The following is a 26,903-nucleotide window of genomic DNA, read 5'->3' as shown; positions in this document are numbered from 1 at the left end:
CGGAGCGTAGCGAACTGAACCAGGAGACATAGTGGCGAGTCAGGGTCAGCGTTTCCGGCGAAAGGCGCTCCGCCGGGGCTACAAGGTCGACGAGGTGGACACCTTCCTGGACCGGGTCGAGGCGACCCTCGCCGGTGAGCCGATCGGCGCGCCCGTGGCCGCCGAGGAGGTCCACGACGTCGTCTTCCGGGTCCGCTTCAACGGGTACGACGAGTGGCAGGTCGACCTGCACCTGGACCGGGTGGAGCGGCAGCTCGCCGAGTTGGAGGAGCGGGGCGGCCCCCTCCCCGCCCGCAGCGGAGCTCCCCGTGCCGGTGACCGGACGGGCCCGCCCGACCGCCTCCCGCCCCCTGACCGTCTGGGCCCGCCGGATCGGATGGGTCCGCCGGAGCGGATGGGGTCGCCGGACCGGATGGGTCCGCCCGACCGGTTCGGTCCGCCCGACCGGATGGGTCCGCCGGACCGGATGGGTCCGCCCGACCGGTTCGGTCCGCCCGACCGGATGGGTCCGCCGGACCGGATGGGTCCGCCCGACCGGTTCGGTCCGCCCGACCGGATGGGTCCGCCGGATCAGATGGGTCCCCCGAGCCACATGGGTCCGCCGGATCGGATGGGGCCGCCCGGCAGGATGGGGCCGCCGATGCGGGACGAGCGAGGCATGCCGATGCCGTCCCGAGCGATGCCCAACCAGGTGGGAGGACCTCCCGACCGGTACGGCCGGTACGAGGAACCCACCGGCGCCTTCCCGGGCGGTCACGACGGCGGCCCGCCGCCCCGCGGTGGTTACGACGGTCCGCCGCCTCGGGGCGGTTACGACGGTCCGCGTGGTCATGCCGCTCCGCCACTCGGCCCCGGCGGCCCGCCGCCCCGGGGGCTGCCTCCGGGACCGGGGGGCGGACCAGGCCCGGACGACCGGTTCGACGGGTTCGAGGCCGGTAGGCACGGGCGCGCCGACATGACCGCCGAGATCCGGATGCCCGACCGTGACCTGCGTGGACGTGGCCCGGCCGGGCCGCCGCCGATCGCCGGGCCGCCGCCGATCGCCGGGCCGCCGCCCGGGATGCCGCCGGCGCTACCCCCTCAACCGGTCGGCCCGCCGCCGGCTGGCCTGCCGACGGCCGCTCCGCCGATGGCCGGCCCGCCCGGCAGCGACCTGCACCGGGTGGACCAGATCCGACGCGGTTTCCAGGTACGCAGGTTCGGCAGCGGCTACGACCCGGACCAGGTGGACCGGTTCTTCGACAGTCTGCTCGGCGGCATGTCCGGTCGGGGGCCGATGCCGGTCAACCCGAAGGACCTGGACACTGTGCGCTTTCCGCTGGTCCCCGGGGGCTACTTCGAGGCCGAGGTCGACGCGGCGCTCAAGGACGTGCAGGACATCCTGTTCGGCCGCTGACGTGACACGGCCGAGGGCCCGCTCCCGGACGGGAGCGGGCCCTCGGCGTCTGTCCGGTCGGTGGGTCCGCGCCGGGCGGCCCGGTCAGGAACGCAGGCCGTTGCGGCGGAGCACCACGTCGCCGATGACGACCAGCAGCAGCAGCGCCGCGCCCGCGATCAGGAAGATGTCCTCGACCCTGCCTTCGTGGTTGCCGCAGATCATCGCCAGCAGCGACAGCGCGACGACGACCGCGCCGATCCGGCCGGCTTTGCGGTGCCCCGGCTTGTGCTGATCTGGCGACGTTACCGGCTCGCTTCCTGCCACTGTCGGTCCTTCCCTCGCGTCGGATCTCCGGTTAGTCTGGCACGCCTCGTATCGGCCCCGGCGCTGGGTCCCGGCCGTGCCCGGGCGTCGTTCCTGGCCGTGGCGGCGGGTGAGCGTGTACCGGCGTCGCGGTTCGGCGGCCACCATCGCTCCGGTAGCGTTCGTCGTGGACCTGGATAGTCGCGACGAGGGGGACTGCACGGTGCGAGTGACCGGTACGGGGCACGCCAGCATGCGAATCGACACGCCCGCGGGCAGCATCCTCTGCGACCCCTGGGTCAATCCGGCGTACTTCGCCTCCTGGTTCCCGTTTCCCGACAACTCGCTGCTGGACTGGGAGACCCTCGGGCAGGTCGACTACCTCTACGTCTCCCACCTGCACCGGGACCATTTCGACGCGGCGCACCTGAAGCGGTACGTGTCGAAGAGGGCGACCGTGCTGCTGCCGGCCTTCCCCACCTCCGAGATGGAGGACGAGCTGCGCGGGCTGGGCTTCACCCGTTTCCTGCGGACCCGTAACGAGGAGGTGCACGAGCTCGACGGCGGGTTGAAGATCATGATCCAGTCGTTGACCAGCCCGACCGACGGGCCGATCGGTGACTCGGCGCTCTGGGTGGAGCACGACGGCGTACGGCTGCTCAACCAGAACGACGCCCGCCCGACGGACCTCAGCGTCTTCGCCGAGCTGGGCCACGTGCACGCCCACCTGTTGCAGTTCTCCGGGGCGATCTGGTACCCGATGGTGTACGAGCTGCCGCAGCACGCCAAGACCGCGTTCGGCAAACAGAAGCGGGACCGGCAGTTCGACCGGACCTGGCGCTACATCGACGACCTGAAGGCCGACCACGTCTTCCCGATCGCCGGGCCGCCGTGCTTTCTCGACGACGAGCTGTGGCAGTTCAACGACATCCACGGCGACGAGGGGAACATCTTCCCCGACCAGTCGGTCTTCCTCGCCGAGTACGCGAAGGTCGGCGGGACCAACGGCGTCGTCCTGCTGCCCGGCAGCGTTGCCGAGGTGACCACGGAGAGCTGCGAGACCAGCCACCCGGTGCCGGTGGACGAGTTCTTCGCCGGCAAGGTCGCCCACCTGGAGGAGATGCGGGAGCGCAAGCGCCCGGTCATCGAGGCGGAGAAGGCCAGTTGGCGGCACCCGGAGATCGACGTCCTCAAGGAGATGAAGCGGCGCATCGAGCCGCTGCTGGAGGAGTCGGTCTACCTGGCCAAGGGGGTCGGCGGCCCGGTCCGCTTCGACCTGGTCGCCGAGGACGGGGACAGCGTGGAATCCATCGTGGTGGACTTCCCCGGCAAGGAGGTGCGGCCGTACGCGGACGAGAAGGTCCGGTACCGCTTCCGCACCGGCCGCACGCTTGTCGAGCACCTGCTGCACACCGGCGAGGTGGACTGGGTGAACTCGCTCTTCCTCTCCTGCCGTTTCTCCGCCGCCCGGATCGGCCAGTACAACGAGTTCGTCTACTCCTTCTTCAAGTGCCTGTCCCGGGAGCGGCAGCAGTACGCCGAGGGCTGGTACGACGAGCACGAGCGCAGCAGCGACGCCGAGGACGTCACCCTCGGTGACTGGGTGGTGCAGCGGCGCTGCCCGCACCTGAAGGCGGACCTGACCCGGTTCGGCATCGTCGAGGGTGACCAGCTCACCTGCCAGTTGCACGGCTGGCGGTTCGATCTGGCCTCCGGCCGCTGCCTGACCAGCGTCGGCCACCGGATCCGCGCCCACCGCGCCGACGCCGTCGCGCCGGCGGCCGGCGTCACCCCGGCCGCCGACGCCTGAGGTGTCAGGAAGGGCCCAGGTCGGTGAGGATGCGGCGGGCCGCGTTGTGGCCGGCGGCGCCGATGACGCTGCCGGCCGGGTGACAGCCGGCGCTGCCCGCGTACAGGCCGTCGACCCCGGTGGCGTACGGCATCCGGTCGGTGAACGAGACGGTGTTGTCGACGTGGTGGATGTGCCCGCCGGTGATGCCGAAGTGCGCCTCGATGCCGGGCGGTGACAGCGGCACCGCGTCGGCGATCAGGTCACCCGTCCCGGGCGCGTACCGTTCGCAGATCGCCACGAGCTGGTTGACGTAGCCGGGCAGCGCCTCGGCCCAACTCGTGCCGGCCAGCTCGTACGGCACGGACTGGACGAACAGCGCCGACGAGTGGTGCCCGGCGTCGTCGCGCAACGACGGGTCGACGGTGGTGTGCAGGTACCACTCGATGGTCGGCTCGGCGGGCAGCCGTCCGGCCCGCACGTCGGCCCACATGCCGCGCAGCGCGGCCATCGGGGAGTCGGAGCCGCCGCCGACCAGCGAGGCGGAGCCGGGCAGCAGGTGGATGGTGGAGCCGAACGGGCTCGGCGCGTCCGCCGGCAGGCAGGAGAACCGGGGCAGCCCGGTCAGCGCCAGGTTGACCTTGAGCGTGGTGCCGGGGCGGCGGACCGCCGTCATCCGTTCGGTGAGCGCCGCCGGCAGCGCGCCGTCGGGCGTCAGCTCCATCAGCCGGTACGGGTCACAGGCCCCGAGCACCACCCGGGCGCGTACGGTCCGGCCGTCGGCGAGCGCCACCCCGGCGACCGCGCCGCCGTCGAGCAGCACGGACGTGACGGGCGTACCGGTGACGATGGTGGCCCCGGCGGCGCGGGCGGCGTCGGCGAAGGTCCGCGAGACGGCGCCCATCCCGCCCTGGGCGATCATCCAGGTGCCGTCCGCGCCGGGGAGGCGGCACATGTTGTGCACCAGGAAGTTGTGCCCGGTGCCCGGGTCGTCCGGGCCGGCGTTGAGCCCGGACAGCCCGTCGGTGACCGCGTACATGCTGACCAGCAGCTCGGAGCGGAACTCGAAGCGGGCCAGGTAGTCGGCGACCGAGCCGCGCGCCAGCTCGACGAAGACGTCCCGTAGGGCCGGTCGCACGTACCGCTGCGCGGTCTCCTCGACCGGCAGCGGCTCGGCGAGCCAGGCGGGCGCGAGATCGTCGCGCAGCGCGCCCAGTTCGGCCTGCATGGCGTCGTCGGCGGCCACGTCGGCGGCGGAGAAGAACTCGGTGAGCTGCCGCCGGGTGGCCGCCCGGTCGCTGCCCATCAGCAGGTACGGCGAGCCGGGGCCGCCCGGGGTGGGCAGGAAGTAGTGCGGGTCGCGGCGCAGCGTCGGGATCGTCACGTCCAGGGCGGCCAGCAGCTCGGGCGGCATCAGCCCGAGCAGGTAGGAGCCGGTGGAGTGGCGCAGGCCGGGGACCCTCGGGAACGGCTGCTCCGTCCGGGTGGCCCCGCCGATGGTGTCGGCGGCCTCCAGCACCAGCACCCGAAGGCCGGCACGGGCCAGCAGGACGGCGGAGACCAGACCGTTGTGTCCGGCGCCGATGATCACGACGTCGGCGCGGGGCGGCAACTCGGGTGTCATGTCCGGGCAGCCTACTGCGCCGGCGGCGGCGGTGACGTCACCCCACGTTCACCGGCGCGGGGCTGCGGGCGGCGTCCCGGTGGCCGTAGCGTCGACCGGGCATCGACAGTTTTCTCTGGAGGTTTTCGTGGAGCGTCGTACCGTCCTGCGCGCCGCCGTCGTCGGCGTGGGCACCGCCGCCTTCTCCGGGGCGCTCTGGCAGCAGGCCTTCGCCGCCGTCGCCCAGCCCGGGCCCAGCCCGTACGGGGAGCTGCTGCCCGCCGACGCGAACGGGGTGCAGCTCCCCGCCGGCTTCACCAGCCGGATCGTCGCCCGATCCAGCCGACCCGTCCCCGGCACCGGTTACCTCTGGCACCCCGCCCCGGACGGCGGCGCGTGCTTCCCCACCGGCGACGGTGGTTGGATCTACGTGTCGAACTCCGAGATCCCGCTGCTCGGCGGGGCGTCGGCGGTCCGCTTCCGCGCCGACGGGTCGATCGCGTCGGCGTACCGGATCCTCGGCGGCACCAACGTCAACTGCGCCGGTGGGGCGACCCCGTGGGGCACCTGGCTCTCCTGCGAGGAGGTGCCGCTCGGGCGGGTCTTCGAGACCTGGCCGGACGGCAGCCGGGCGGCGGAGGAACGGACCCGGATGGGCCGGTTCACCCACGAGGCCGCCGCCTGCGACCCGGACCGCCGGGTCGTCTACCTGACCGAGGACGAGTCGGACGGCTGCTTCTACCGGTTCGTCCCGGACACCTGGGGTGACCTGCGCACCGGTAAGGTCCAGGTGCTCTGCGCCCCGGCCGACCAGGTCACCGGCCAAGTCACCTGGCAGGACATCCCCGACCGGGACGGTTTCCCGGTCGCCACCCGTAAGCAGGTGAGCGCGGCCAAGCACTTCGACGGCGGCGAGGGCTGCTGGTACGACCGGGGGATCTGCTACTTCACCACCAAGGGTGACAACCGGGTGTGGGCGTACGACGCCGTCGCCCAGCGCCTCGACCTGGCGTACGACGACTCGTTGGTGCCGGCCGGGACCGCCCCGCTGACCGGGGTGGACAACATCACCGGCACCCGGGGCGGTGACCTGTACGTGGCCGAGGACGGCGGCAACATGGAGATCAACGTGATCACCCCGGCAGGGGTCGTCGCGCCCTTCCTGCGCCTGCCGGGGCAGTCGAAGTCGGAGATCACCGGCCCGGCGTTCTCGCCGGACGGCCGCCGCCTCTACTTCTCGTCCCAGCGCGGCCCGAGCGGCGACGTGGCCGGCACCGACGGCGTCACCTACGAGGTCACCGGCCCGTTCCGCCTCTGATCGCCCGGACCGTCAGGAAGGGGCCCGTCCCCAGGGTCCCCTTCCTGCGGCCCGCGGCGGCGGGAGCGCCAGCGGGACAGGGCGAGGGTGGCGGAGTAGCCGGCCAGCACGATCACGTGGAACAGGTACAGCCAGAGCAGGACGGCGACGCCCCCGCCGATCTCGTCGAAGCCGCCGAACGGCACGCCCAGGTCGATCGGGAGCGAGGCGAACAGCACGAAACCGTGCAGGAAGCCGGAGAGGTTCGCGGCGGTGAACGAGCCGACGGCCAGCGTGGCGAGCCAGTCCGGGCGGGCCGGACCGACCACCCGGAACACCCACATCAGCACCGGGGTGAGCACCAGCCACACCGACAGGAACGACAGCACCACGCCGAGCGCCCCGACCCAGCCGCCCTGCCGGACCAGTCGGGTGGTCAGCGGCAGCGCCACCAGGATCGACAGCAGCAGGGCCGGCGCGGGGGCCAGCAGCGGCAGCAGCAGCAGCCGGCCGCGCCAGCCGATCAGGGACTCCTCCGGGCCGGGCCGGATGGCGACCGAGACGAACGCCCGGCGCAGCCCTTCGCCGTAGAGCGACGCCGGCAGCAGGGAGGCGAGCGCGAAGATCGGGGTCAGCTCCAGACCGCCCTCGACCAGGGCGGCCACCGCCCGGTTCGCGCCGATCTCGGTGGGCAGCGTCTCCACCGCGTACGAGGTGAGCCGGCGGACCCGGCCCGCGCCGGCGGCCAGCCCGGTCAGCCAGATCGCCAGCAGCGCCACCGGCACCACGGCGATCGCCCCGTAGAACGTGATGGCGGCGGCGTGCAACGACAGGTCCCGCCCCCGTACCGGCCGGAAGGCCCCAAGGGTGATCCGTTTCGTCCGCTGCCATCCGCTGCCCATCGGCATTCCATTCCCCCCGGCCGGGCCCGGCACGCATTACGATCCCCCGTCATGACGGTGGTCACGCGGACGGAACGCCTGCTGGTACGGAAGTGGACCGAGGAGCCTACCGATGTGGCCCGGTTCTACGACATCTACTCCCGTCCGGAGGTGGTGCGCTGGTTCGGCGGCGCACGAGATCTGCCGCTCACCGACCCGGAGCAGGCGCTCGACCGGGTCCGCGGCTGGCAGGGCAGCTACTCGCCGGACGGCCGGTACGGGCTCTGGGCGGTCGAGCTGCGCGCCGGTGACCGGGACGCCCCGGCGGAGGCCGGCCCGCCCGGTGGTGGCCAGGGCGGCGTGGGTGGCGGGTTGGTCGTCGGGACGGCGCTGGTCAAGCCGTTGCGGGGCCGGGACATGGAGCCGGTCGACCAGATCGAGGTGGGCTGGCACCTGCACCCGGACTCCTGGGGCAACGGGTACGCCACCGAGGCGGCCCGCGCCCTGGTGGCCCGGGAGTTCGCCGCCGGCACCCGACGGGTCCACGCGGTGGTGCTGCCGGGCAACGAGCCGTCGATGGCGGTGGCCCGACGGCTCGGCATGACCCACGTCGGCCGGCGCGCCGACTGGTACGGCGGGCTGGAGATGGAGACGTTCGTGCTGTCCGCCTGACCGTCGTGGGGGCCGGACCCCAGCCCGACCGGCTGGCGCGGCGCCCCGGTCGGGCCTGCCGCCGGGGAACGGGGGATCCCGGCGGCAGGCCCGTGGGGGATCAGGACGGATGGACCGGGGGAACGTCCGTCGCCTGATCCGGCTTGGCGGCGTCGATCAGGATTCCGGTGAGCACCGCGGCCACGGCGAAGAGGGCCGCGGCGACCAGGAACGCCTGGGTGTATCCGGCGGTGAGCGCGTCGGCGGCCCGTTCGACCAGGGGCAGGTCCTGGGCGAGGGTGGCCCGGTGCAGGGTGCCGACGGCGTCGGGGACGAGGTCGTCGGCGGTGGCGGTGGCGACGGCGGCCATGAACGCCAGGCCGATCGCGCCGCCGATCTGCTGGCCGGTGTTGAGCAGCGCGGAGGCGATGCCGGCGTCGTGGTCGGCGACGCCCCGGACCGCGCCGAGGGTCATCGGCACGAAGGCGCAGCCGAGGCCGAAGGCGGTGATGAACATGGCCGGCATCAGCGTCGTCAGGTAGGAGGAGTCCCGCTCGACGGTGCTGATCCAGTACATCCCGGCGATCCCGACGAGCAGGCCGGGCACGGCGACCTGCCGCAGCGCGTAGCGGCTGACCAGTTTCGAGGCGACCGTGGCGGCGAGGATCAGGCCGACGCTGAACGGCAGGTACGCCAGGCCGGAGCGCACCGGGCTCCAGCCGAGGATCTGCTGCATGTAGAGGGTGAGGAAGTAGAAGGTGGCGAACAGGCCCGCGCCGAGGAAGAGCGAGGTGACGTAGCTGCCGAGCCGGTTGCGTTCCCGGAACAGCCGCAGCGGCATCATCGGGTGCCGGGCCCGGGACTGGATGGCCACGAACGCGCCGAGGAACACCACGGCCGCGACGATGAGCGCCACGGTGAGGCTCTCGCCCCAGCCTTCCTGGCCGCCGTGGTGGATGGCGTAGACGCAGGCGAGCAGGCCGGCGGTGCCGGTGATCGCGCCGGGCACGTCCAGCCGGCCGGGCAGCTCCGTGCCGCCGTGCAGGATCCTGCTGCTGACCAGCACGGCGATGCCGACCGGGACGTTGACGAACATGACCCAACGCCAACTGAGGTAGTCGGTGAGCACCCCGCCGAGCAGCAGACCGAGGGTCGCGCCGAGGCCGGCGACCGCGCCGTAGACCCCCATCGCCTTGTTGCGGGCCGGGCCGGCGGGGAAGTTCGTGGTGATCAGCGACAGCACGGTCGGCGCGACGATCGCCGCGCCGACGCCCTGGACCACCCGCGCGGCGACCAGCAGCCCACCGTTGGGCGCGAGCCCGCCGAGCAGGGAGGCGAGGGTGAACAGGGCGAGACCGAGCTGGAAGACGCGTCGCCGGCCGTACAGGTCGGCGGCCCGGCCGCCGAGCAGCAGCAGACCTCCGAAGGCCAGGGCGTAGGAGTTGACCACCCAGGCCAGGTTGGCCTGGGACATCTCCAGGTCGTTCTGGATGCTCGGCAGCGCGATGTTGGTGATGGTGCCGTCCAGCATCACCATCAACTGCGCCGAGGCGAGGACGACGAGCACGAGACCGGCGGGCCGGGGGGCCGCGGCGGGCTCCGTCGCGGTGGGCCCGCTGGTGGGGGGCGCCGCCCCCAGGGACTCGGACATCAGGGACTCCTGGCTGGTCGTGGGACGGCGCCGGGGCCGTCGGGTCGGTGCGGGGCGGGTGGCCTCCGTGGGCCGCCGCCGGCCGGTGGGCCCCGGCGTCCGGCGGCCGGGGCGGCGCTCACCCGAAGAGCTTGTCGAGGAAGGCCAGCAGGGTGGCCCGACAGCGTCCGATCTGCTCGTCGAGGGTCAGCGACTCGGTCATCCGCGCGCCCGGGCCGGCGTCCTTCCTGCCCCGCAGGTAGAGCGAGCAGTCCAGGTCGGCGCAGAGGTAGAGGCCGACGGAGTCGCCCCGACGGCCGGCGACGCCGACCTTGCGGGCGGTCATCAGGGCCACCCCGTCGCCGGGGTGGGTGGTCAGGCAGACGCCGCACATGGCGCGTCGCCGGGCGCGGGTGTCGGCGACCCGGAACATCACCCCCACGAGCCGGTCGTCGGTCGTCGTCGTCACCAGCGCGCTCCGACCGGGTCGGGTCGGGTCGCGCCAGCCCAGGAAGTCGAGATCGGCCCAGGGGCGGGCGCCCAGGTCGGACGGCAGCGCCAATCGTCGGGCCTCGCCTCTGGAACAGTTGATGAACGATTGCCGGATGGCCTGGGCGCCCACTTCGTTCATGACCCGGACGCTAGCAGGGCCTAGGCTGTCTAGGCAACAACCTTGGAGTATTAGGTTTCGGGTCGAGAAGAGGTGCCAGATGGTCCGTGCGGGCCTGACCGCCGACCGCGTCACGAGGGCGGCCGCCGACCTCGCCGACGAGGTCGGGTTCGAGAACGTCAAGGTGTCCGTCCTGGCGCGTGGGTTCGGGGTCAAGGACGCGAGCCTCTACTCCCACGTCCGCAACCTGCAGGACCTGCGGTCCCGGGTGGCCATGCTGGCCGCCCGGGACCTGGCCGGGCGGATCACGGCGGCGGTGGCCGGCCGGGCCGGCCGGGACGCCCTGGTCGCCTTCGCCCACGCCTACCGGGACTTCGCCCACCGGCACCCGGGGCGGTACGCCGCCGTCCAGATCCCGCTGCCCCCGCAGGTCGCCGCCGACTCCGCCGGGCATCTGGCCATCATCGAGACCACGTACGCGATGCTGCGCGCCTACGGGCTCGCCGAGCCGGACCTCACCGACGCGGTACGTCTGCTGCGCAGCGCCATCCACGGTTTCGTCAGCCTGGAGGCGGCGGGCGGGTTCGGCGCCTCGCGGGCGGTCCAGGCGTCCTGGGACCGTTCCCTCGACGCCCTGCACACGCTGCTGGAGAACTGGCCGGCGTCGCGGTAGGGAGGGTCGCGCCGGGGCCCCGGCGCGACCCTCCGCGTCTCAGGTGTTCGCCCCGCCGTCCACCGTGATCGACGCTCCGGTGATCCACCGCCCGGCCGGGCCGGCGAGGTGCGCCACCATCGCGGCGACGTCCGCCGGCTCGCCGAACCGCCCGAGCGCCAACCGGGCCGCCTTGGCCGGGGCGTCCGGGCCGTCGGCGGGGTTGAAGTCGGTGTCGACCGGGCCCACGCAGATCACGTTCGCGGTGATGGCGCGGGGGCCGAGATCCCGGGCCAGGCCCTTGGTCATGCCGATGAGACCGGCCTTGGTCAGCGCGTAGAGGGTCAGCCCGGGGCGGGGGACCCGCTCGGCGTTGCTGCTGCCGATGTTGATGATGCGTCCGCCGTCGCTGAGGTGCCGGACGGCGGTCTGGGTGGCGACGACCGGGGCCCGGAGGTTGACCGCCAGGAGCCGGTCGACGTCCTCCAGCGGGGTCTCCTCGATCGGCCCGCCGACGCCGGTGCCGGCGTTGTTGACCAGGATGTCGAGCCGGCCGAACTCGGCGACCGCCTGTTCCACGGCGGCCCGGACCGCGGCGGGATCGGCCGAGTCGGCCCGCACGGCGAGCGCCCGCCGGCCCAGGGCCTTGATCTGCGTGACCACCTCGGCCGCCTGTTCGGCCTGCCGTTGGAAGGTGAACGTCACGTCCGCGCCGTCCTCGGCGAGCCGGAGCGCGGTCGCGCGTCCGATGCCACGGCTGCCGCCGGTGACCAGGGCCGCCTTGCCGATGAGGGGCAGCTTCATGCGGTTGCCGTCCTGTCTGCTCGTGAATGGGGGGACGGAATCGTCAGATGCGTTCCCGCTCGTCCGGCCGGCCGCTGCCCTCCGGCGTCGGCAGGGACGCCGCGGTGGGCGTGGAAACTGCGGCGGGGGTCGCTGCGGCGCTGTTTTTCGCCGACCGACGGGAACCGGCCCACTTTCGCATCACCGGCATTTCCAGCCAGTGGTAGAGCGCGAATGCCAGGGCCAGACTCACCGCCAGTGCGACGCTCACCGAGAGCAGACTCTGGCCGAGGCTGAGTTGCGTTTCGAAGCCCATCGTTGCGCGTACGGAAATGAGCACGATCTCGTGCACGAGATAGAAGGCGAAGGACGCCTCGCCCAGCCTGCGGAGCACCGGATGGGCGAGCCACGACCGGCCGCCACGGGATTCCGCCACCGTCAGGGCGCCGATCAGCATGGCCATCGGAATGGCGTTGATCGCGTCGAGGGTGTAGTAGAACGGCACGAACAGCCCGACCACGTAGCTGGCGGCGGCCAGCAGCACCGCCTTCGGCACGCCGAAGTTGATCCACCGGCCGGTCAGCACGATCCGGGCGACCAGGATGCCGAGCAGGAAGTCCAGCATCCGGGCCGGCGGGAAGATCAACAAAGCGTAGAAGGGGTACCTGGAGACCCCCTCCAGCATCGTCCCCTCGTAGCTGTCCGGGAACTTCGGCTCGGCCGGCAGCAGCATGGCCAGGCTGGGCAGGGCCAGGACGAGCACGCCGATGCCGGCCACCCACCACCAGAGCCGGTTGCCCGGGATGCGCTTGGCCAGCGGCAGCAGCAGGGGGAACAGCAGGTAGAAGAACAGGTCGACCGAGAGCGACCAGCTCGGACCGTTGCCCCCGCCGGGCTCCGGACGCCAGGCGTGCAGCAGGAACACGTTCAGCGTCGCGTTGAGCGCCGAGGTGGAGGCCGCCGCGTAGAGGAGCATGGCCAGGCAGAAGGTGACGATGTGGTTGGGGTACATCTTCAGGATCCGGCGGCGCAGGAACCGGCCGTAGCCCTCCCCGGGCCGGGCCGACCAGGTGAGCACGAAACCGCTGAGAATGAAGAAGAACGACACGGCCTCCAGACCGGCGCCCTGCGTCGCGGGTTTGAGCCACCGACCGACGGCGCTGTCCGCGGCGAAGAAACCGTAGATGCCGACATGGCAGGCGAAGACCACGAAGGCGGCGACAAACCGAGCGCCCGTTATCGAATCCAGGCGGCCACGCCGCACGACGTCTGTCCCGTGTTCCATCTGCCACCCCGGCTGTTCGTGTAGAGCGATTTCCGGCGACCCTGCGGAGACCGTTGGAGATCAGGCCGGTGTAGAGTCTGGCATCGACCAGGAAGCCGCAGTAAGTGCAATTGCTGTCCCGTCTAGGTCATGGCCTGAGGCGGTCATCCGGCGGGGTCGGCGTCCGCGCGCCGCCGCGCCTCCTTCCACCAGCCCGGGTGGTCCCGGTACCACGCCACGGTCTCGGCCAGCCCGCTGTCGAAGTCGACCTGCGGCACGAAGCCGAGCTGCTGGCGGATCTTGGTGTCGTCGAGGGAGTACCGCAGGTCGTGGCCCTTGCGGTCGGTGACGTACTCGATCGAGGAGCGGTCGGCGCCGCAGAGTCCGAGGATGCGTTCGGTGAGCGCGAGGTTGGTCAGCTCGCACCCGCTGCCGACGTTGTAGACCTCGCCCGCGCGGCCCTCGGTCAGCACCAGGTGGATCGCCCGGCAGTGGTCGTCGACGTGCAACCACTCGCGGACGTTGCGGCCGTCGCCGTACACCGGCACCCGCCGGCCCTCCAGCAGGTTCGTGACGAACCGGGGGATGAGCTTCTCCGGGTGCTGGTACGGCCCGTAGTTGTTGGTGCACCGGGTGATCGACACGTCCAGCCCGTGCGTCACCCAGTACGACCGGGCGACCAGGTCCGAGCCCGCCTTCGAGGCGGCGTACGGGGAGTTCGGCAGCAGCGGCCACTCCTCGGTCCACGAGCCCTCGGCGATCGACCCGTACACCTCGTCGGTGGAGACGTGCACGACGCGGGGCACGCCGGCGCGCAGCACCGCCTCCAGCAGGGTCTGGGTGCCCAGCACGTTGCTGCTGACGAAGGTGGCGGCCGACGCGACGGACCGGTCCACGTGCGACTCGGCCGCGAAGTGCACGACCGCGTCGTGCCCGGGCAGCAGCTCCGCCAGCAGCGGCAGGTCCCGGACGTCGCCCTGGTGGAACCGCAGCCGCTCGTGCCGGGCGGGGAGGTTGTCCCGGTCGCCGGCGTAGCTGAGCCGGTCCAGCACCGTCACCTCGACCGGGCCGGTGGCGTACCGGCCGTCCAGCAGGCTCCGGACGTAGTGCGAGCCGATGAAGCCCGCGCCCCCGGTCACCAGGATCCGCATCGCGGCCCTCCTCCTCTCCGGGTGGTCACGCATCGGCCGTGACCACGTCGACGATGTAGCGCCCGTACGGGGAGCTGGCCAGCTCGGCGCCGAGCCGGTGGCAGGTCTCCTGGTCGATGAAGCCCATCCGCCAGGCGATCTCCTCGATGCAGGCGATCCGGACCCCCTGCCGGTGCTCCAGGATCTGCACGTACTGGCCGGCGGCGGTCAGCGCGTCGTGGGTGCCGGCGTCCAACCAGACGAAGCCGCGCCCCAGCGGCACCAGCCGGGCCCGGCCCCGGTCCAGGTAGATCCGGTTCACGTCGGTGATCTCCAGCTCGCCGCGTTCCGAGGGGCGCAGGTTCTTGGCGATGTCGACCACGTCGTTGTCGTAGAGGTAGAGACCGGTGACCGCCAGGTTCGACCGGGGGCGGGCGGGTTTCTCCTCCAGCGACAGCAGTCGTCCCCGCGCGTCCAACTCGCCGACGCCGTATCGCTCCGGGTCGTGCACCCGGTAGCCGAAGAGGACGCAGCCGTCGACGTCGCGTACCTGCTGGCGGAGCAGGTCGCCGAAGCCGGGGCCGTGGAAGATGTTGTCCCCGAGCACCAGGGCCACCGGATCGTCGCCGATGTGCCGGGACGAGATGAGGAACGCCTCGGCCAGGCCACGCGGCTCGTCCTGCTCGGCGTAGCTCAGGTTCAGCCCGATCCGGGAGCCGTCGCCGAGCAGCCGCTGGAAGCTCGCCCGGTCCTGCGGCGCCGAGATGATCTGGATGTCGGTGATGCCGGCCAGCATCAGCACGGACAGCGGGTAGTAGATCATCGGCTTGTCGTAGACCGGGAGCATCTGCTTGGACATGCCGAGCGTGACCGGATGCAGCCGGGTGCCGTGGCCACCGGCCAGGATGATGCCCTTCATGAGTCCCTCTCCTTGGGGGTCAGCCGACGGCCGACCGCTCCCGACCCACCCGTGCCGAGTGGAGCCAGGAGACCGCGTCCATCAGGTCTTCGGTGCTCAGCCCGGCCAGCGTCGCGTCACGGGCCTCGGCCTCCGGCCCGGCCGGGTGGTAGATCGCCTCGCCCAGCCAGCGGGCCGTCTCCTGGGTGCGGGCCGTCCGTTCCCGACGCAGGCCGGTGAAGCGGGCGAACCGCTCGGCGAGCCGGTCCGCGGGGCAGCCGTCGAGCAGGTCGCCGAGGACGACCGCGTCCTCCAGGGCCTGGCAGGCGCCCTGCGCCGCGTACTGGAGCATGGGGTGCGCGGCGTCGCCGACCAGCACCACCCGCCCGTCGTGCCACCGGGCGACCGGGTCGCGGTCGCACAGCACCCAGGTCCGCCACCGCTCGCCGAGCTCCAGCAGCGCCCGGGGCCGCCCGGTCACCTCGGCGAACGCGGCGAGCACGTCCGCCCGGTCCACCGGCAGGCCGGCGACGGCGGCGGTGGCGGCGTCGTCGCGGGTGACGGCGAGGTTCAGCTCCCGGCCACCCGAGATCGGATAGTGCACCAGGTGCCACCGGGGCCCGGCCCACAGGCAGACCGAGCGCGGACGCAGCTCGGCCGGCACGGACGCCATCGGCAGCACCGACCGGTAGATCGTGTGGCCGCAGATCCGTGGCTCCCCGTCCCCGACGACCGCCCGCCGGACCACCGACCGGATGCCGTCCGCGCCGACCAGCGCGTCCGCCTCGACGCGCCCGCCGTCGGCGAGCAGGCAGGTCACCGACGCGTCGTCGGCGACGTGACCGACGACCGGGCTGGCCGCCCGCAGCTCGATGCCGTCCTCGGCCCGGCAGGCCCGCAGCAACGGCGCGTACAGGTCACCCCGGTGCACCACCGCGTACGGGTTGCCGAACCGCCCGCGGTACGCCGCGCCCAACGGCAGGACGGCGAGGAGCCGCCCGGACACCCCGTCGAGCAGCCGCAGGTCGTCGACGTGCACGGCCCGCCGCCGGACCTCGTCGCCCACGCCCAGCACGTCGAGGGCGTGGAAGGCGTTCGGCGCCAACTGGATGCCCGCGCCCAGCTCCTCGAAGGACGGGCTGCGTTCCAGCACCCGGACCAGGTGGCCGCGCCGGGCCACGGCCAGCGCGGTGGCCAGTCCGCCGATGCCGCCGCCGACGACGACGATGGTGGCCATCAGTCGACCTCCCCGCCGAGCAGCGCGCCGACCAGCCCGGTCAGCACGCTCATCCCGTCCGTGCTGAGCACCGACTCCAGGTGGAACTGGCAGGACCGGAAGGTCGGCCCGGCCAGCCCGTGCACCTGGCCGGTGCGGGGGTCCCGGCTCACCGCGACCTTGTCCGGCACCCCCGGGCAGGCCGCCTCGTCCGAGTCGGACAGCAACGCGAACGTGTTGTAGAAGCCCATCCGCACCGGCCGCCCGAAGAAGTCGATCTCCCGCTGGACGCCCTGGTTGGGACGTTCCCGCCGGTGGGTGTCGAACCCGAGCAGGGCGCCGAGCACCTGGTGGCTCAGGCAGACCGCGAGGAACGGCGTGCCGGTGTCGAGCAGCCGTCGCATGGTGGCCCGCAGCGTCCCGATCTTCGGGTCGCCGGTGTCCGTCGGGTCACCCGGCCCGGGACCCATCACGACCAGGTCGGACCCGTCGAGCGCGTACGGCTCGTCGAAGCGGCGCACCGCCACGTCGAGGCCGAGCGCCCGGAGCTGGTGGGCGAGCATCGAGGTGAAGGTGTCCTCGGCGTCCAGGATCAACGCCCGCCGCCCGGCCAGCGCCGGCACCCGGTACTCGGCGCCGGACGTGGACCGGTCCAGCCAGAACGCCGCCAGACCCTGGTTGCGTACGGCCAGCGCCCGACGCACCTGCGGGTGCCCGCCGAAGCCGCGGGCCGGGGCGGCCGGGGTCACCGCCATCCCGTCCGGGCCGGCGGTGACCCCGGTCGGCCCGGCGGTGACGCCCAGCGCCCGGAGCAGGCCCTGCGCCTTGGCCCGGGTCTCCGCCACCTCCGACGCCGGGTCGGAGTCGCGCACCAGGGTCGCGCCGACCGCGATGGCGAGCCGCCCGGCGGTGATCTCCGCCGTCCGCAACAGGATCGCCGAGTCCAGCGCGGGCCCACCCTCGGCGTCCCGGCCGAGCAGGGCGATCGCGCCGCTGTAGTAGCCGCGCCCCCACGGCTCGTGCCGCCGGATCACCCGGCAGGCGCTCTCCACCGGGCTGCCGGTGACGGTCGGGGCGAACATCGTCCCGCGCAGGATCTGGCGGACGTCGTGCGAGGTGCGGCCCTGGATGAGGTACTCGGTGTGGGCCAGGTTGGCCATCTCCTTCAGCCACGGCCCCAGCACCCGCCCGCCGTCGGAGGTGAGCTGACCCATCATCTTCAGCTCCTCGTCGAGCACCATGAACAGCTCGGCGGCCTCCTTGCCGTCGCCGAGGAAGGACATCAGGTCGGCCAGCGCCGGCCCGGTCGGCGGATAGCGGAAGGTGCCGCTGATCGGGTTCATGGTCACCGTCCCGGCGGCGAGACTGACGTGCCGTTCCGGGGTCGCGCCGACGAGGATGTGCTCCCCGGTGTACGCCACGAACGTCCAGTAGGCGCCCCGTTCGCCGGTCAGCAGCCGACTGAACAGGCTCAACGCCGAACGGGTCGAGAAGTCGGCGACGTCGGCGACGAACGCGCGCTTGACGACGAAGTTCGCGCCGAGACCGCCCCCGATCTCCTCGGACACCACCCGACGCACGATCGAGGCGTACTCGTCGTCGCTGACGTCGAACCGCGGGTCGGTGAGCGTGATCGGCACGTACGGCAGTCGCCGCAGCGCCTCCGCCAGCGGCAGGCAGCCCTGCTCGCGTACGGTCATCGCCAGCAGCGGGGCGCCGTCGTCGTGGCAGGCGAAGCCGCGCTCGGCGAGCTGCCGGTACGGCAGCAGCGCCAGCACGTCGTGCCGGGCCCCGCCGCCGGTCGGGCCGACCGGCGCGGGCAGGTCCGCCACGGTGGCCACCTGCGACACGTCTCCGACCAGGATCTCCACCCGGTCGCCGGTGACGGTCGGCCGGTGCAGCAGCGCGAAGGCCGGCGGGCGGGGGGCCAGCACCCGGTCGAGCAGGTCCGGCCCGCCGTCGGGGTGGGCCGCCCGGTGGCGGCCGGTCGAAAGCGTCACGTCGCTTCCCTTCGAGAGGTGGTCGTAAGGCGCGGCCGACAGGTCGGCGGCGTCGGCGCTCAGGCGAGCGCGGCGAGATTCGGCTCTCCCAGGTGGGCGAGGGCGGTGGCGGTGGGCAGGACCACCGAGCAGCGGGTCGCGGCGTAGTCCAGGGCCAGCCGGTGGTGCTCGGCGGAGAAGTCGGCCACCGCGTCGGCGACGAGGAACGTCTCGATGTCGTGGCTGAACGCCTCGACGGCGGTCATCAGACAGCCCACGTGGGCGTACACCCCGCAGATGATCATCTGGTCGCGTCCGGCGGCCCGTAGCCGGGGCAGCAGGTCGGTGCGCTGGAAGGCGCTGTACCGCCACTTGGTCAGCAGCACGCTCCGGTCGTCGGGGCGCAGCTCGTCGACGACCTGGCGGTGCTCGGGCGACGTGCTCATGCCCGGCCCCCAGAACGCCCCGAGCAGCCCGCGCTGCTCGGCGGACATGCTGCCCGGCTGCGCGGTGTAGAACACCGGCACGTCGAGCGAGCGGCAGCGCGCCAGCAGCGCCGCCGCGTTGGCGACCAGACTGCTCCCCGGCTCCTGACGGGCCGGGAACGGCCGCAGGAAGTAGCGCTGCATGTCGTGGACCAGCAGCACGGCCCGGCCCGGATCCGGGGCCCAGCCGGCGGTGTTGGCCGGCAGCTCCTCCGGCCGTGGCATCCGGTACGGGGCGATGGCAGGGATCGACACAGTGGTTCCCTCTCGGATCAGGAGGCCGGTCAGCGCCCCAGGGCGGCGCCGCCGTCGACGTACAGGTCGTGCATGGTGATGTGCCGGGCCCGGTCGGAGAGCAGGAACAGCACGGCGTCCGCGACGTCCGACGGGTCCGCGAACCGGCCCAGGGGGATCCCCACCCGGTACTCGGCGAGCACCCCGGCCAGGGAGTTCGTCGGCCCGCTCTCGTCCCGCCACAGGGAACGCAGCATCGGGGTGTCGGTCGAGCCGGGCGCGACCACGTTGCACCGCACGCCCGCTCCGGCCAGCTCCAGGCCGAGGTTCTTGGTGAACGCCACCGCCGCCGCCTTCGCCGCGCCGTACGCGCCCATCTGCATGCGGGGCACGCCGGCGGCGTTGGAGGCGATGGTGACGATCGCGCCCCGGCCACGCCCGACCATCCGGGCCGCCACCTCGGAGGAGACGTTGACCACCCCGCCGACGTTGACCGCGAGGGTCTCCGACCAGTCCCGCTCGGTGAGGTCGAGCGTCGGGGCCGCCCGCAGCACGCCCGCGCCGTTGACCAGCAGGTCGACCGGGCCGAGCTGGCGTTCGACGTCGACCACCGTGGACCGGACCTGGGCCCGGTCGCTCACGTCGGTGACGAACCCGGTGACCGGCAGACCCCGCCCGGCCGCGACCCGCTCCACCTCGACCAGTCCCGGCTTGTGCAGGTCCAGCGCGGCGACCGTGGCGCCCGCGTCGGCCAGCGCGCGGACGACCGCCGCGCCGATGCCGCCGGCCGCGCCGGTCACCACCGCCACCCGTCCGGCGAACTCCATGTCCATTCCCAACCCCCCTGTCTGTACGGAACGGCGTGGCGGCCTCAGGCCCACCAGGCGGAGACGACGTCCACGGCCTGCGGCAGGTTCAGCCGCGGGTCGCAGAGCGTCGTGTACGGCTTGTCGGGGACCTCGTCGGCGCGCCAGCGGCACTCGGCGACGTCGTTGGGCGTCGCCTCCAGGTGGACCCCGCCGGCCAGGCCGTGCTCGGCCAACATGACGTCCTGGAATCCCTCGACCTCCCGCACCAGGGCGCCGACCAGGCGGACCTTGCGGCCGTCGGCGGCCCGGACCGTGTTGCCATGCATCGGGTCGCAGAGCCAGACCACCGGGTGCCCGGCCCGCCGGACCGCGCGGACCAGCGGCGGCAGCGCCGTGCGGACCAGGTCCGCGCCGAACCGGGCGACAAGCGTCAACCGGCCCGGCTCGCGGCCCGGGTCCAGCGCCGCGCACAGCCGCACCAGCTCGTCGGCGCCGATGCTCGGGCCGACCTTGCAGGCGACCGGGTTGACCACCGCGGCGAGCAGCCGGACGTGCGCGCCGTCGAGCTGGCGGGTCCGGTCCCCGATCCACGGCAGGTGGGTGGAGGACAGGAACAGCCCGCCACCGGGGGCGCGACGCAGCAGCGGGGCCTCGTAGTCCAGCAGCAGCGCCTCGTGGCTGACCCAGACGACCGACTCGTCCGGCAGGCCCGGCACGTCGGCGCCGCGACCGGCGTCGGCCAGGTGGGCCAGCACCGACCGGGCCAGGTGGTGGCCGGCGCGCAGCCGCTCCGGGTCGGGCGTCCGCTCCCCGGGACCGGTGCCGTTGACCATCGGACCCCGGTAGGCGGGCAGCTCCCGGCCCTCGACCAGCTCGGTGGGCGACGAGCGGGGCTTGGCGAACTGGCCGGCCAGCCGGCCGATCCGCGCCACCGGGCGTTCGCAGTGATCCCGCAGCACCCCGGCGAGCGCGTCCAGCATCCCCACCTTGGCCCGCACGTGTTCCGCGCCGCACTCGGCCGGGTCCTCGGCGCAGTCGCCGGCCTGCACGACCCGCATCCGGCCGGCCGACACCTCGGCGAGCAGCGCCCGCAGCCGGGCCACCGACCCGGCGTCGACCAGACCCGGGCCGGTGGCCAGGTCCGTGTGGACCCGCGCCAGCGCGACGGGGTCCGGCCACCGGGGCTGCTGGGCGGCCGGCGGCGACAGCCACCGCCGGACCTCGGGCCCCGGCCGCGCCGGGTCCCCGGGGAACCGGTGACGTTCCTCGGCGACCAGCGGGCCACCGCCGGCGCTCACCGGGGCCGTCCCGGACGTCGGGGCGTACGGTCACCGGGCCCGGTGACCCGGCTGTTGGACCGGCGGACCCAGGGTCGCGCCGGACGTCGACAGGTGGCGCTCATCGGTCACCCGCGTCCCCACCCGGCCGTCTCCGGCCACACCCGGGTGACCCGACGGACGGCGTAGTCCCAGTACGAACGGACGGAGAGGTCGGCGTAGACGAAGTCCCGTTTGCCCCGGACGTCGGTGTCCGTGGACCAGGCGTACGGGTGCCCGCTCTGCTCGGCCAGCAGTTGCAGGCGGCAGGCCCGCTCCAGCACCTGGGCGAACACGGCGGCGTGCCGGACGCTCCGGCCGACCACCACGCCGCCGTGGTTGCGCAGCAGGACGGCCTCGTGGTCGCCGAGCGTCTTCGCGATCGCCTCGCCGGTGGCCTGGTCGAGCACCGTGTTGCTGGTCTCGGTGAACAGGCCGAGCCGGTCGACGAAGTACGCCCCGTCGTGCGAGACCGGGCGCAGCGGCAGATCCGTCGCGCCGAACACCAGCGTGTGCGGGGCGTGGCTGTGCACGATGCCGTTGACGTCCGGGCGGGCCCGGTAGATCGCCTGGTGCAGGGGCAGCTCCGGCGGGGCGAGCGGATCGACCGGGTCACTGGCGTGGATCGAGGCGGCCACCACCTGCTCCGGCGTGGCCTCGTCGAAGCCGCAGAGCGCGTTCTTGATGTAGAAGGTCCCGGCGCCGGGCATCCGGGCGGAGATCTGACCCTGGTTGAAGTCGTCGTGACCGTCCAGGGACAGCATCCGCGCGCCGAGCGAGATCTGGGTCGCCAGCCGCGGCGGCACCCCGCCGTCAGTACGGCGAGCGCTGCTCATCGTCGCTCTCCTCCTTGGGTCCGTCACCTCGCGGGACGGGTCGGGAACTCAGCAGGTCGTCGTAGACGTCGTGCGCCCCGTACAGGCCGGGGGAACGCCCCACCGCCCAGCGGGCCGCCGCCACGGCGCCGGTCGCCGCCGCGTCCAGGGCGTGCACCTCGTGCCGGACGGTGAGGGTCTGGGTCGGCCAGCTCAGCCGGAGCTCGTGGTCGCTGACCGGCCCGCCGGCCCGCAGCGAGGCGACGTCCGAGGGGTCCCGGCCGGTCAGCTTCCGCCACCGGTCGGCCAGGGCGACGCCGGTGGCGCTGGGTCGGTGGGCCTTGGTCGCCGGGTGCCGTTCCCACACCGCCGCCTCCGGGCCGGCGTCGGCGGGGTGACCGGCGAGCAGCTCGGCGAGCCGCTCCACCACCCGGGTCTGGAGGTAGTTGCCGAGGGAGAGGTTGGTGGCCCGGACGACGGCCACCCCGCGGGCCAGCTCGGCCAGCCGGACGAGCTGGTCGGGTCGCAGGTCCGACACGCACTCGACGAGCGGCGTCCGCAGCTCGGCGCAGGCGTCCAGGACCCGGTCGGTGGCCGGCGGCGCGGCACAGTCGACCAGGACGTCCGGTGGGCGGGTCCGCCAGGCCGCCGGCTGCCGGCTGTCCAGGGGCCGGACCCGCAGGCCCTCGGCGACGCAGCGCCGGGTGACGGCCGCGCCGAGGCGACCCGCCCCGACGACGCCGACGACCGGCCCGTCCGGTCCGGCCCGCTCAGGCACTGACAGCGCCCTGGAGGTTGTCGGCGATCAGCGCCACGATCCCGTCCACGGTCTCCAGGCGCCGGCTCTCCTCCTCCGGGTCGAGGTAGACGCCGATCTCGTTCTCGATCGCGTCGATCATCCGGATGTAGGACAGCGAGGAGTAGCTCACGGCGGGCAGCGAGCCGTCGGCGCGGGCCAGGTCCTGCTCGCTCAGGTCACCCTCGGCGGAGGCGACGATGATGCGGACGACACGGGAACGCAGCTCGTCGGGCTGGACGTTCGACATGGATCGGGTCTCCTTGACAGGTCTGCGGGCACGGGGTGTTACGCGGGAACCTGCGGCTGCTCGAAGAGCCGGCGCAGCTCGGCCATGGCGGGCTTGCCGGTGGAGCCACGGGGGATCTCGGCGACGACGCGCAGCAGGGTGGGCACCTTGTGCGCGGCGAGCTGCCCGGCGACCTGCCGGCGTACCGCGCCGGGGTCCAGGGACGCGTCGCCGGCCAGGACCGCGCCGAGCGCGCCGTCGCCGTGCCGGTCGGGGACCTGGAGGACCACCGCGTCCCGTACGCCGTCGGCGCGCCGCAGCGCCTCGGCGACCTGGACGGCGTCGACCTTCCGGCCGCCGACGTTGACGAGCTGGCTGAGCCGGCCGGTCAGCACCAGACTGCCCCGGTCCAGGTAGCCCAGGTCGCCGGTGCGGTAGTGCCCGTCGGCGGTGGTCCTGCCGGCGAGCACCCCCGGGGCGTTGAGGTACCGGGTGCCCATGGAGGGGCTGCGCACCTCGATCGGGCCCGGCTCGCCGTCCGTGCCGGCCCGCAGCGAGACCCCGGGCAGCGGCTGACCGAGCCCCGGGTCGTGCCCCGGGTCGGCGGCGAAGGTCAGCGGGCCGGCCTCGGCCACGCCGTAGTAGTTGTGCACCGGCACGCCGGTCAGGTCGGTGAACTGCCGCCGGGTCTGCCCGCTCAGCGGGGCGGCGGAGGAGACGGCCACCCGGAGCAGCCGGAACGCGTCGCGGTCGGGGGCGCGACGGGCCAGCGACTCGTAGAGGGCCGGGAAACCGACGAGCCGGGTCGCCCGGCTCCCGGCCAGCGTCCGGGCCACCCGGGTCGCGGTGGGCAGACCCCGTCCCAGGTGCAGTCGCGCGCCGGTCAGGAAGGCGGCCAGCAGCGAGGTGTTGAACGCCAGCCCGTTGGAGAGCGAGGCGAAACAGGCGATCGAGTCGGCGCCGGTCAGGCCGGTCCCCTCGGCCCAGCCCAGGGCGGCGCGGTGGACCGCCTGGCCGGAGAACTCGATGCACAGCGGGCGTCCGGTCGACCCGGAGGTGAAGCGGCACACCTCGGTCCGGTCGTCCAGCTCGGGGCGGTCCGGTCGCGCCGGGAAGGCGGCCACCCCGAACCGGCGCGACGTGCCCCGGGGCGTGGCCGTCTCCGGCAGGGGTTTGTCCGTCTCGTGCAGCAGCAGGTCGAGCCCGCAGTCGGCGACGACCGCGGTGGTCTCGTCCGGCCCGCTGGTGCTGTCGATCAGGAAGGGCACGCAACCGGCGCGCAGCAGCGCCAGGTACAGCACCACGTAGTCGGCGGAGTTGCCGGCCAGCAGCCCGACCCGGGCCGGGCCGGCCGACGGCAGGACGGCGGTCAGCTCCCGGGCCGTCGTGTCGGCCAGCGCGGCCAGCTCGCGGTACGTCAACGACGTCTGGTGGTCGGTGACCGCGACCCGGTCGCCGTGGCCGCGCAGCGCCGTGGAGATCAGTGAGGTCAGCACGGGGATCACCTCTCGTTGTGGGCGTAGGCCGGGTGCAGCCGGTCGAGCTTCACCGCGGCCGGCCCGGGGTTGCCCAGCAGGACCGCGTAGAGGACCTCGTGGGCGGCGGGGATCCCGGCCAGCGCCCGCCAGCGGCCGGCGTCGAACCCGCCGATCGCGGTGACGCCGATCCGCGCCTCGGCCGCGCCGAGGTAGAGCAGGTGGGCCAGGGCGCCGGCGCGCAGCAGCACGGTGTCGAGGCCGGGCGGACCCGACCGGACCAACTCGGCGCGCGGCGCGTGCAGCAGCACCACGGCCGCCGCGTGCCGCAGGTGGTACTGGCCCATGCACACCCGGACCAGCTCGTCGTCGTCCGGCGGGGTGGTCCGGTGGTCGGCCCACGGCCCGGCGCCGTGCAGCGGGTAGCTGCCGGGCGGGCAGCCGGTGACCCGGCGGGCGACCAGGGTGGCGCTGAGCCCGGTGTCGTGCCCGAGGTCGGTGGCGAGCGGGGTGCGCAACGCGGCCAGCGTCCGGGCGAGCGCGGACCGGGCCAGCGGGGTGGCGGCGAAGTCCTTCGCCGAACGTCGGCGCGCGGCTAGGGTGGTCAGCGGCTCCGCCTCCGTCGTCAGGTCCGTCGGCGGCGCGGCGGCCACCTCGGGCAGCAGGGGGCGGGTGCGTACCGGCCGCCCGGCGGTGGGCCGCCGCCGGGGCCGGTACGCGTCAACCGACCGCCAGCACTCCGCCTCCAGCCAGAAGCTGGGCTTGTCGCCGGAGCCGGCCTTGCGGCCGTCCACGCAGCTCCACGTGTCCGCCTCGACCTGCGGGGCGTCCGGCCGGCGGGCCCCGAGCACCAGCACGCTGTGCAGGAAACGGCAGGTGGCGCCGAGGTTCAACAGGCTGGCCAGTCCGCTGTCGGGCAGGTGGGTGCGCAGCTCGGCCCGGTCGCAGGACTCGGTGGCCAGACAGAGCAGGTGCACCGCCAGGTGGGCGGTGTCGAACTGGGTGTAGAGGTAGCCCCGGTTGCCGTACTTGCGCATCGACAGCCAGGGGCGGGCGACCGTGAGCACCAGCGCCTCGCCGGCCGCCGGGACGGTCAGGCCGGCGTCCTCCACGGCCTGCGCCACGGGCGCGCCGACCCGCGTCAGTTGGCAGTTGCGGCGCACCGCGTCCAGCGCGTAGACGGCCGGCCCGTCCGCGCCGGTCACCACCGCGTAGTGCTCGTACGGGTAGAGCGCGCCCGCGGAGGGCGCCGAGCAGCCACCTGTCGGGGATCCGACGCCGGCCGACTCGAACAGGCGCAGCACCGGGGTGAGCTCGGCGGGGACGGTGATCGGCGCCGGCTCGGCCTCGTCGGCCGAGGCGGCGAAGACCAGCATCCGGTCCCAGAAGCGCGCGACGTCCGCCGTGGGCCCGACGGGGCCGGTGGCGGTGGCCTCCCGGGTCCCGTCCTGCACGGATGGCCCGGTGCTCATGACGTGCATGGATCCGTTCACCCGCTCACTCCTCGCATCATTCTTCTCAGCCCCAGATCCGGTCGCTGTCATTGCGAACCCTGGCGGAAGTGCCCCCGATGTCGATCGTCGACAAGTGCTGCCGGTCATTTGGGGGATAGTGGGCCGGTCTTTCAGCGGACCGACCGGGCACGCAACCCGAACTAGATTTTTTCCCACAACTTCGATTTCATGTAGATCTATTGGTGGCCCGTGGCGGTCATGGCCATGGGCGGACACACTGATCCGGGGGAAGCAGTGACAGCGAAAGAGACCGGGTTGGACGGAAGCGGTGCCTGGGGCGCGCTCGTCCAGCTGCTGAGACAACAGCACGAGACGCTCCAGGCCGCCTCGGAGCGCACCAGCTCCGCGCTCGCCCAGCTTTCCGCCCTCTCGCTCTGCGCGTTGGCGAGCGAGACCGACAAGGCGGACATCGAGGAGGTGACCGACCAGGCCCAGATCGCCGACGTGCTGGACAAGGTGGCCCTGCTGGCCACCGAGGAGATCCTGGTGATGCATCCGACGTCCCTGCGCGCGGGGCTCACCGACGGCCTCGGCCGCAACCGGGCCGCCCGGGAGCGGGGGGTGGAGATCCGGACGATCTACCAGGCGCCGATCAGCGACAGCGTCCGTACGCTGGCCCACGTTCGGCGGCTCGTCCGGTCCGGGGTCCAGGTGCGGCGCGCGCCGTTGATCCCGTTCTGCCTGGTGGTGGTGGACGACCGGCTCGCCCTGGTGTCGTCGCCGGAGCCGGTGGACCCGGTCACCCACCTGCTGCTGGTCCGGCGGCCGGACGTCATCCGACTGCTGCGCCGGGTCTTCGAGTTCTGCTGGGACAGCACCATCGAGTTCCTGTCGTCCACCGCGGAGGGCGCGGACGGCGGCCCGGGCGGTGGTGACCCGCCGGCGGCGCCCGGGGTGGAGCCGCCGCCCTTCCCCACGCTGGTCGGGTCGGTGCCGCGGCTGACCAGCCAGCAGTTGGTCGTGTTGCGGCTGTGGGCCAGCGGTCGGCCGGACACGATGATCGCCCGCGAGTTGCAGGTGTCGTCGCGCACATTGCGGCGGATCATCTCCACCCTGCTGCGGCGGCTCGGGGTGAGCACCCGGTTCGAGGCCGGGATGGTGGCGGCCCGCATGCAGGGCCTGATGGATCCGCCCCGGACCTCGGTGCGACCGCTGTGATCCCTGCT

The 26,903-nt window shown here is 73.5% G+C and carries 25 protein-coding genes; 6 read left to right on the top strand and 19 right to left on the bottom strand.

Annotation, left to right across the window (positions count from 1 at the left end):
- Window positions 1-31 precede the first annotated feature (31 nt).
- Window positions 32-1,396 carry a DivIVA domain-containing protein gene (locus O7606_RS11480; protein WP_281599043.1) on the top strand — a complete coding sequence of 455 codons (1,365 nt, stop codon included), beginning with the start codon at window positions 32-34 and terminating at the stop codon, window positions 1,394-1,396.
- 84 nt (window positions 1,397-1,480) lie between these two features.
- Here O7606_RS11480 and O7606_RS11475 read toward each other — a convergent pair whose 3' ends face one another.
- Entirely contained in the window at window positions 1,481-1,702 is a 222-nt protein-coding gene (locus O7606_RS11475; RefSeq protein ID WP_281599042.1) for a DUF2631 domain-containing protein, read from the bottom strand.
- A 202-nt stretch (window positions 1,703-1,904) separates the two neighbouring features.
- Here O7606_RS11475 and O7606_RS11470 point away from each other — a divergent pair, with 202 nt between their 5' ends.
- Window positions 1,905-3,491, top strand: a complete 1,587-nt coding sequence (locus O7606_RS11470; RefSeq protein ID WP_281599041.1) for a Rieske 2Fe-2S domain-containing protein — start codon at window positions 1,905-1,907, stop codon at window positions 3,489-3,491.
- Window positions 3,492-3,495: 4 nt separating this feature from the next.
- On the opposite strand, the gene O7606_RS11465 is transcribed toward O7606_RS11470, so the two are convergent.
- Window positions 3,496-5,094, bottom strand: coding sequence for an NAD(P)/FAD-dependent oxidoreductase (locus O7606_RS11465; protein WP_281599040.1), 1,599 nt, complete (start codon window positions 5,092-5,094; stop codon window positions 3,496-3,498).
- A 127-nt stretch (window positions 5,095-5,221) separates the two neighbouring features.
- Between O7606_RS11465 and O7606_RS11460 the strand changes: the two genes are divergently transcribed.
- The gene (locus tag O7606_RS11460) at window positions 5,222-6,391 is read left to right on the top strand and encodes an alkaline phosphatase PhoX (protein ID WP_281599039.1); all 1,170 of its coding nucleotides are present in this window, start codon (window positions 5,222-5,224) and stop codon (window positions 6,389-6,391) included.
- Here the strand turns inward: O7606_RS11460 and O7606_RS11455 are convergent.
- The gene (locus O7606_RS11455) at window positions 6,361-7,272 is read right to left on the bottom strand and encodes a YihY/virulence factor BrkB family protein (protein WP_281599038.1); all 912 of its coding nucleotides are present in this window, start codon (window positions 7,270-7,272) and stop codon (window positions 6,361-6,363) included. The two genes, O7606_RS11460 and O7606_RS11455, sit on opposite strands and share 31 nt — an antisense overlap.
- Before the next feature lie 51 nt (window positions 7,273-7,323).
- Between O7606_RS11455 and O7606_RS11450 the strand changes: the two genes are divergently transcribed.
- Window positions 7,324-7,923 (top strand): GNAT family N-acetyltransferase, encoded by a 600-nt coding sequence (locus O7606_RS11450; RefSeq protein ID WP_281599037.1) that lies wholly within the window; start codon window positions 7,324-7,326, stop codon window positions 7,921-7,923.
- 100 nt (window positions 7,924-8,023) lie between these two features.
- Here the strand turns inward: O7606_RS11450 and O7606_RS11445 are convergent, their stop codons facing one another.
- Together O7606_RS11445 and O7606_RS11440 are read right to left on the bottom strand one after the other, a co-directional pair.
- Window positions 8,024-9,553 (bottom strand): DHA2 family efflux MFS transporter permease subunit, encoded by a 1,530-nt coding sequence (locus O7606_RS11445; RefSeq protein ID WP_281599036.1) that lies wholly within the window; start codon window positions 9,551-9,553, stop codon window positions 8,024-8,026.
- 118 nt (window positions 9,554-9,671) lie between these two features.
- Window positions 9,672-10,163 carry an FBP domain-containing protein gene (locus O7606_RS11440; protein ID WP_281599035.1) on the bottom strand — a complete coding sequence of 164 codons (492 nt, stop codon included), beginning with the start codon at window positions 10,161-10,163 and terminating at the stop codon, window positions 9,672-9,674.
- Between the two features lie 79 nt (window positions 10,164-10,242).
- Here O7606_RS11440 and O7606_RS11435 point away from each other — a divergent pair, with 79 nt between their 5' ends.
- Window positions 10,243-10,815, top strand: a complete 573-nt coding sequence (locus tag O7606_RS11435) for a TetR-like C-terminal domain-containing protein (protein ID WP_281599034.1) — start codon at window positions 10,243-10,245, stop codon at window positions 10,813-10,815.
- A gap of 39 nt (window positions 10,816-10,854) precedes the next feature.
- Here O7606_RS11435 and O7606_RS11430 read toward each other — a convergent pair whose 3' ends face one another.
- The 14 genes from O7606_RS11430 to O7606_RS11365 all read right to left on the bottom strand — a co-directional run bounded on the left by O7606_RS11430 (window position 10,855) and on the right by O7606_RS11365 (window position 25,716).
- On the bottom strand, window positions 10,855-11,598 hold the full coding sequence (locus O7606_RS11430; RefSeq protein WP_281599033.1) for a 3-oxoacyl-ACP reductase family protein: 744 nt from the start codon (window positions 11,596-11,598) through the stop codon (window positions 10,855-10,857).
- Between the two features lie 43 nt (window positions 11,599-11,641).
- Window positions 11,642-12,862 (bottom strand): acyltransferase, encoded by a 1,221-nt coding sequence (locus O7606_RS11425; RefSeq protein ID WP_281599032.1) that lies wholly within the window; start codon window positions 12,860-12,862, stop codon window positions 11,642-11,644.
- Between the two features lie 143 nt (window positions 12,863-13,005).
- Complete coding sequence (rfbB, locus tag O7606_RS11420) at window positions 13,006-13,992, bottom strand: dTDP-glucose 4,6-dehydratase (RefSeq protein ID WP_281599031.1); 987 nt, start codon at window positions 13,990-13,992, stop codon at window positions 13,006-13,008.
- A gap of 25 nt (window positions 13,993-14,017) precedes the next feature.
- Window positions 14,018-14,890, bottom strand: coding sequence for a glucose-1-phosphate thymidylyltransferase RfbA (gene rfbA, locus O7606_RS11415; RefSeq protein ID WP_281599030.1), 873 nt, complete (start codon window positions 14,888-14,890; stop codon window positions 14,018-14,020).
- Window positions 14,891-14,909: 19 nt separating this feature from the next.
- Window positions 14,910-16,106 carry an FAD-dependent monooxygenase gene (locus tag O7606_RS11410; protein ID WP_281599029.1) on the bottom strand — a complete coding sequence of 399 codons (1,197 nt, stop codon included), beginning with the start codon at window positions 16,104-16,106 and terminating at the stop codon, window positions 14,910-14,912.
- On the bottom strand, window positions 16,106-18,085 hold the full coding sequence (locus O7606_RS11405) for a chorismate-binding protein (protein ID WP_281599028.1): 1,980 nt from the start codon (window positions 18,083-18,085) through the stop codon (window positions 16,106-16,108). The genes O7606_RS11410 and O7606_RS11405 overlap by 1 nt, the downstream gene beginning before the upstream one ends.
- A 59-nt stretch (window positions 18,086-18,144) precedes the next feature.
- Window positions 18,145-18,804 (bottom strand): isochorismatase family protein, encoded by a 660-nt coding sequence (locus tag O7606_RS11400; protein WP_281599027.1) that lies wholly within the window; start codon window positions 18,802-18,804, stop codon window positions 18,145-18,147.
- 29 nt (window positions 18,805-18,833) lie between these two features.
- A complete protein-coding gene (locus O7606_RS11395) occupies window positions 18,834-19,610 on the bottom strand; it encodes a 2,3-dihydro-2,3-dihydroxybenzoate dehydrogenase (protein ID WP_281599026.1) in 777 nt (258 codons plus the stop codon).
- A gap of 44 nt (window positions 19,611-19,654) precedes the next feature.
- On the bottom strand, window positions 19,655-20,890 hold the full coding sequence (locus O7606_RS11390; protein ID WP_281599025.1) for a 3-deoxy-7-phosphoheptulonate synthase: 1,236 nt from the start codon (window positions 20,888-20,890) through the stop codon (window positions 19,655-19,657).
- Between the two features lie 107 nt (window positions 20,891-20,997).
- A complete protein-coding gene (locus O7606_RS11385; RefSeq protein ID WP_281599024.1) occupies window positions 20,998-21,744 on the bottom strand; it encodes a class II aldolase/adducin family protein in 747 nt (248 codons plus the stop codon).
- Window positions 21,722-22,501 carry a dihydrodipicolinate reductase C-terminal domain-containing protein gene (locus O7606_RS11380; RefSeq protein ID WP_281599023.1) on the bottom strand — a complete coding sequence of 260 codons (780 nt, stop codon included), beginning with the start codon at window positions 22,499-22,501 and terminating at the stop codon, window positions 21,722-21,724. The genes O7606_RS11385 and O7606_RS11380 overlap by 23 nt, the downstream gene beginning before the upstream one ends.
- Complete coding sequence (locus O7606_RS11375) at window positions 22,494-22,769, bottom strand: hypothetical protein (RefSeq protein WP_281599022.1); 276 nt, start codon at window positions 22,767-22,769, stop codon at window positions 22,494-22,496. The genes O7606_RS11380 and O7606_RS11375 overlap by 8 nt, the downstream gene beginning before the upstream one ends.
- A 38-nt stretch (window positions 22,770-22,807) precedes the next feature.
- Complete coding sequence (locus O7606_RS11370; RefSeq protein WP_281599021.1) at window positions 22,808-24,244, bottom strand: class I adenylate-forming enzyme family protein; 1,437 nt, start codon at window positions 24,242-24,244, stop codon at window positions 22,808-22,810.
- 5 nt (window positions 24,245-24,249) lie between these two features.
- Window positions 24,250-25,716, bottom strand: a complete 1,467-nt coding sequence (locus tag O7606_RS11365) for a nitroreductase family protein (protein ID WP_281599020.1) — start codon at window positions 25,714-25,716, stop codon at window positions 24,250-24,252.
- Window positions 25,717-25,992: 276 nt separating this feature from the next.
- On the opposite strand from O7606_RS11365, the gene O7606_RS11360 reads away from it, so the two are divergent.
- On the top strand, window positions 25,993-26,895 hold the full coding sequence (locus O7606_RS11360; RefSeq protein WP_281599019.1) for a LuxR C-terminal-related transcriptional regulator: 903 nt from the start codon (window positions 25,993-25,995) through the stop codon (window positions 26,893-26,895).
- The last annotated feature ends 8 nt before the right edge of the window (window positions 26,896-26,903 follow it).

This window comes from Micromonospora sp. WMMD882 (assembly GCF_027497255.1).
Taxonomy (GTDB): domain Bacteria; phylum Actinomycetota; class Actinomycetes; order Mycobacteriales; family Micromonosporaceae; genus Micromonospora.
Note: the sequence above shows the minus strand (reverse complement) of the source record. Positions and strands in the feature narration are given on the sequence as shown.

Bases quoted from the DNA above. Each gene is read 5' to 3' on its own strand.
- O7606_RS11465 (WP_281599040.1), bottom strand. From the start codon at position 5,094: ATGACACCCGAGTTGCCGCCCCGCGCCGACGTCGTGATCATCGGCGCC.
- O7606_RS11455 (WP_281599038.1), bottom strand. From the start codon at position 7,272: ATGGGCAGCGGATGGCAGCGGACGAAACGGATCACCCTTGGGGCCTTC.
- O7606_RS11450 (WP_281599037.1), top strand. From the start codon at position 7,324: ATGACGGTGGTCACGCGGACGGAACGCCTGCTGGTACGGAAGTGGACC.
- O7606_RS11445 (WP_281599036.1), bottom strand. From the start codon at position 9,553: ATGTCCGAGTCCCTGGGGGCGGCGCCCCCCACCAGCGGGCCCACCGCG.
- O7606_RS11440 (WP_281599035.1), bottom strand. From the start codon at position 10,163: ATGAACGAAGTGGGCGCCCAGGCCATCCGGCAATCGTTCATCAACTGT.
- O7606_RS11435 (WP_281599034.1), top strand. From the start codon at position 10,243: ATGGTCCGTGCGGGCCTGACCGCCGACCGCGTCACGAGGGCGGCCGCC.
- O7606_RS11430 (WP_281599033.1), bottom strand. From the start codon at position 11,598: ATGAAGCTGCCCCTCATCGGCAAGGCGGCCCTGGTCACCGGCGGCAGC.
- O7606_RS11425 (WP_281599032.1), bottom strand. From the start codon at position 12,862: ATGGAACACGGGACAGACGTCGTGCGGCGTGGCCGCCTGGATTCGATA.
- rfbB (WP_281599031.1), bottom strand. From the start codon at position 13,992: ATGCGGATCCTGGTGACCGGGGGCGCGGGCTTCATCGGCTCGCACTAC.
- rfbA (WP_281599030.1), bottom strand. From the start codon at position 14,890: ATGAAGGGCATCATCCTGGCCGGTGGCCACGGCACCCGGCTGCATCCG.
- O7606_RS11410 (WP_281599029.1), bottom strand. From the start codon at position 16,106: ATGGCCACCATCGTCGTCGTCGGCGGCGGCATCGGCGGACTGGCCACC.
- O7606_RS11395 (WP_281599026.1), bottom strand. From the start codon at position 19,610: ATGGAGTTCGCCGGACGGGTGGCGGTGGTGACCGGCGCGGCCGGCGGC.
- O7606_RS11385 (WP_281599024.1), bottom strand. From the start codon at position 21,744: ATGAGCAGCGCTCGCCGTACTGACGGCGGGGTGCCGCCGCGGCTGGCG.
- O7606_RS11375 (WP_281599022.1), bottom strand. From the start codon at position 22,769: ATGTCGAACGTCCAGCCCGACGAGCTGCGTTCCCGTGTCGTCCGCATC.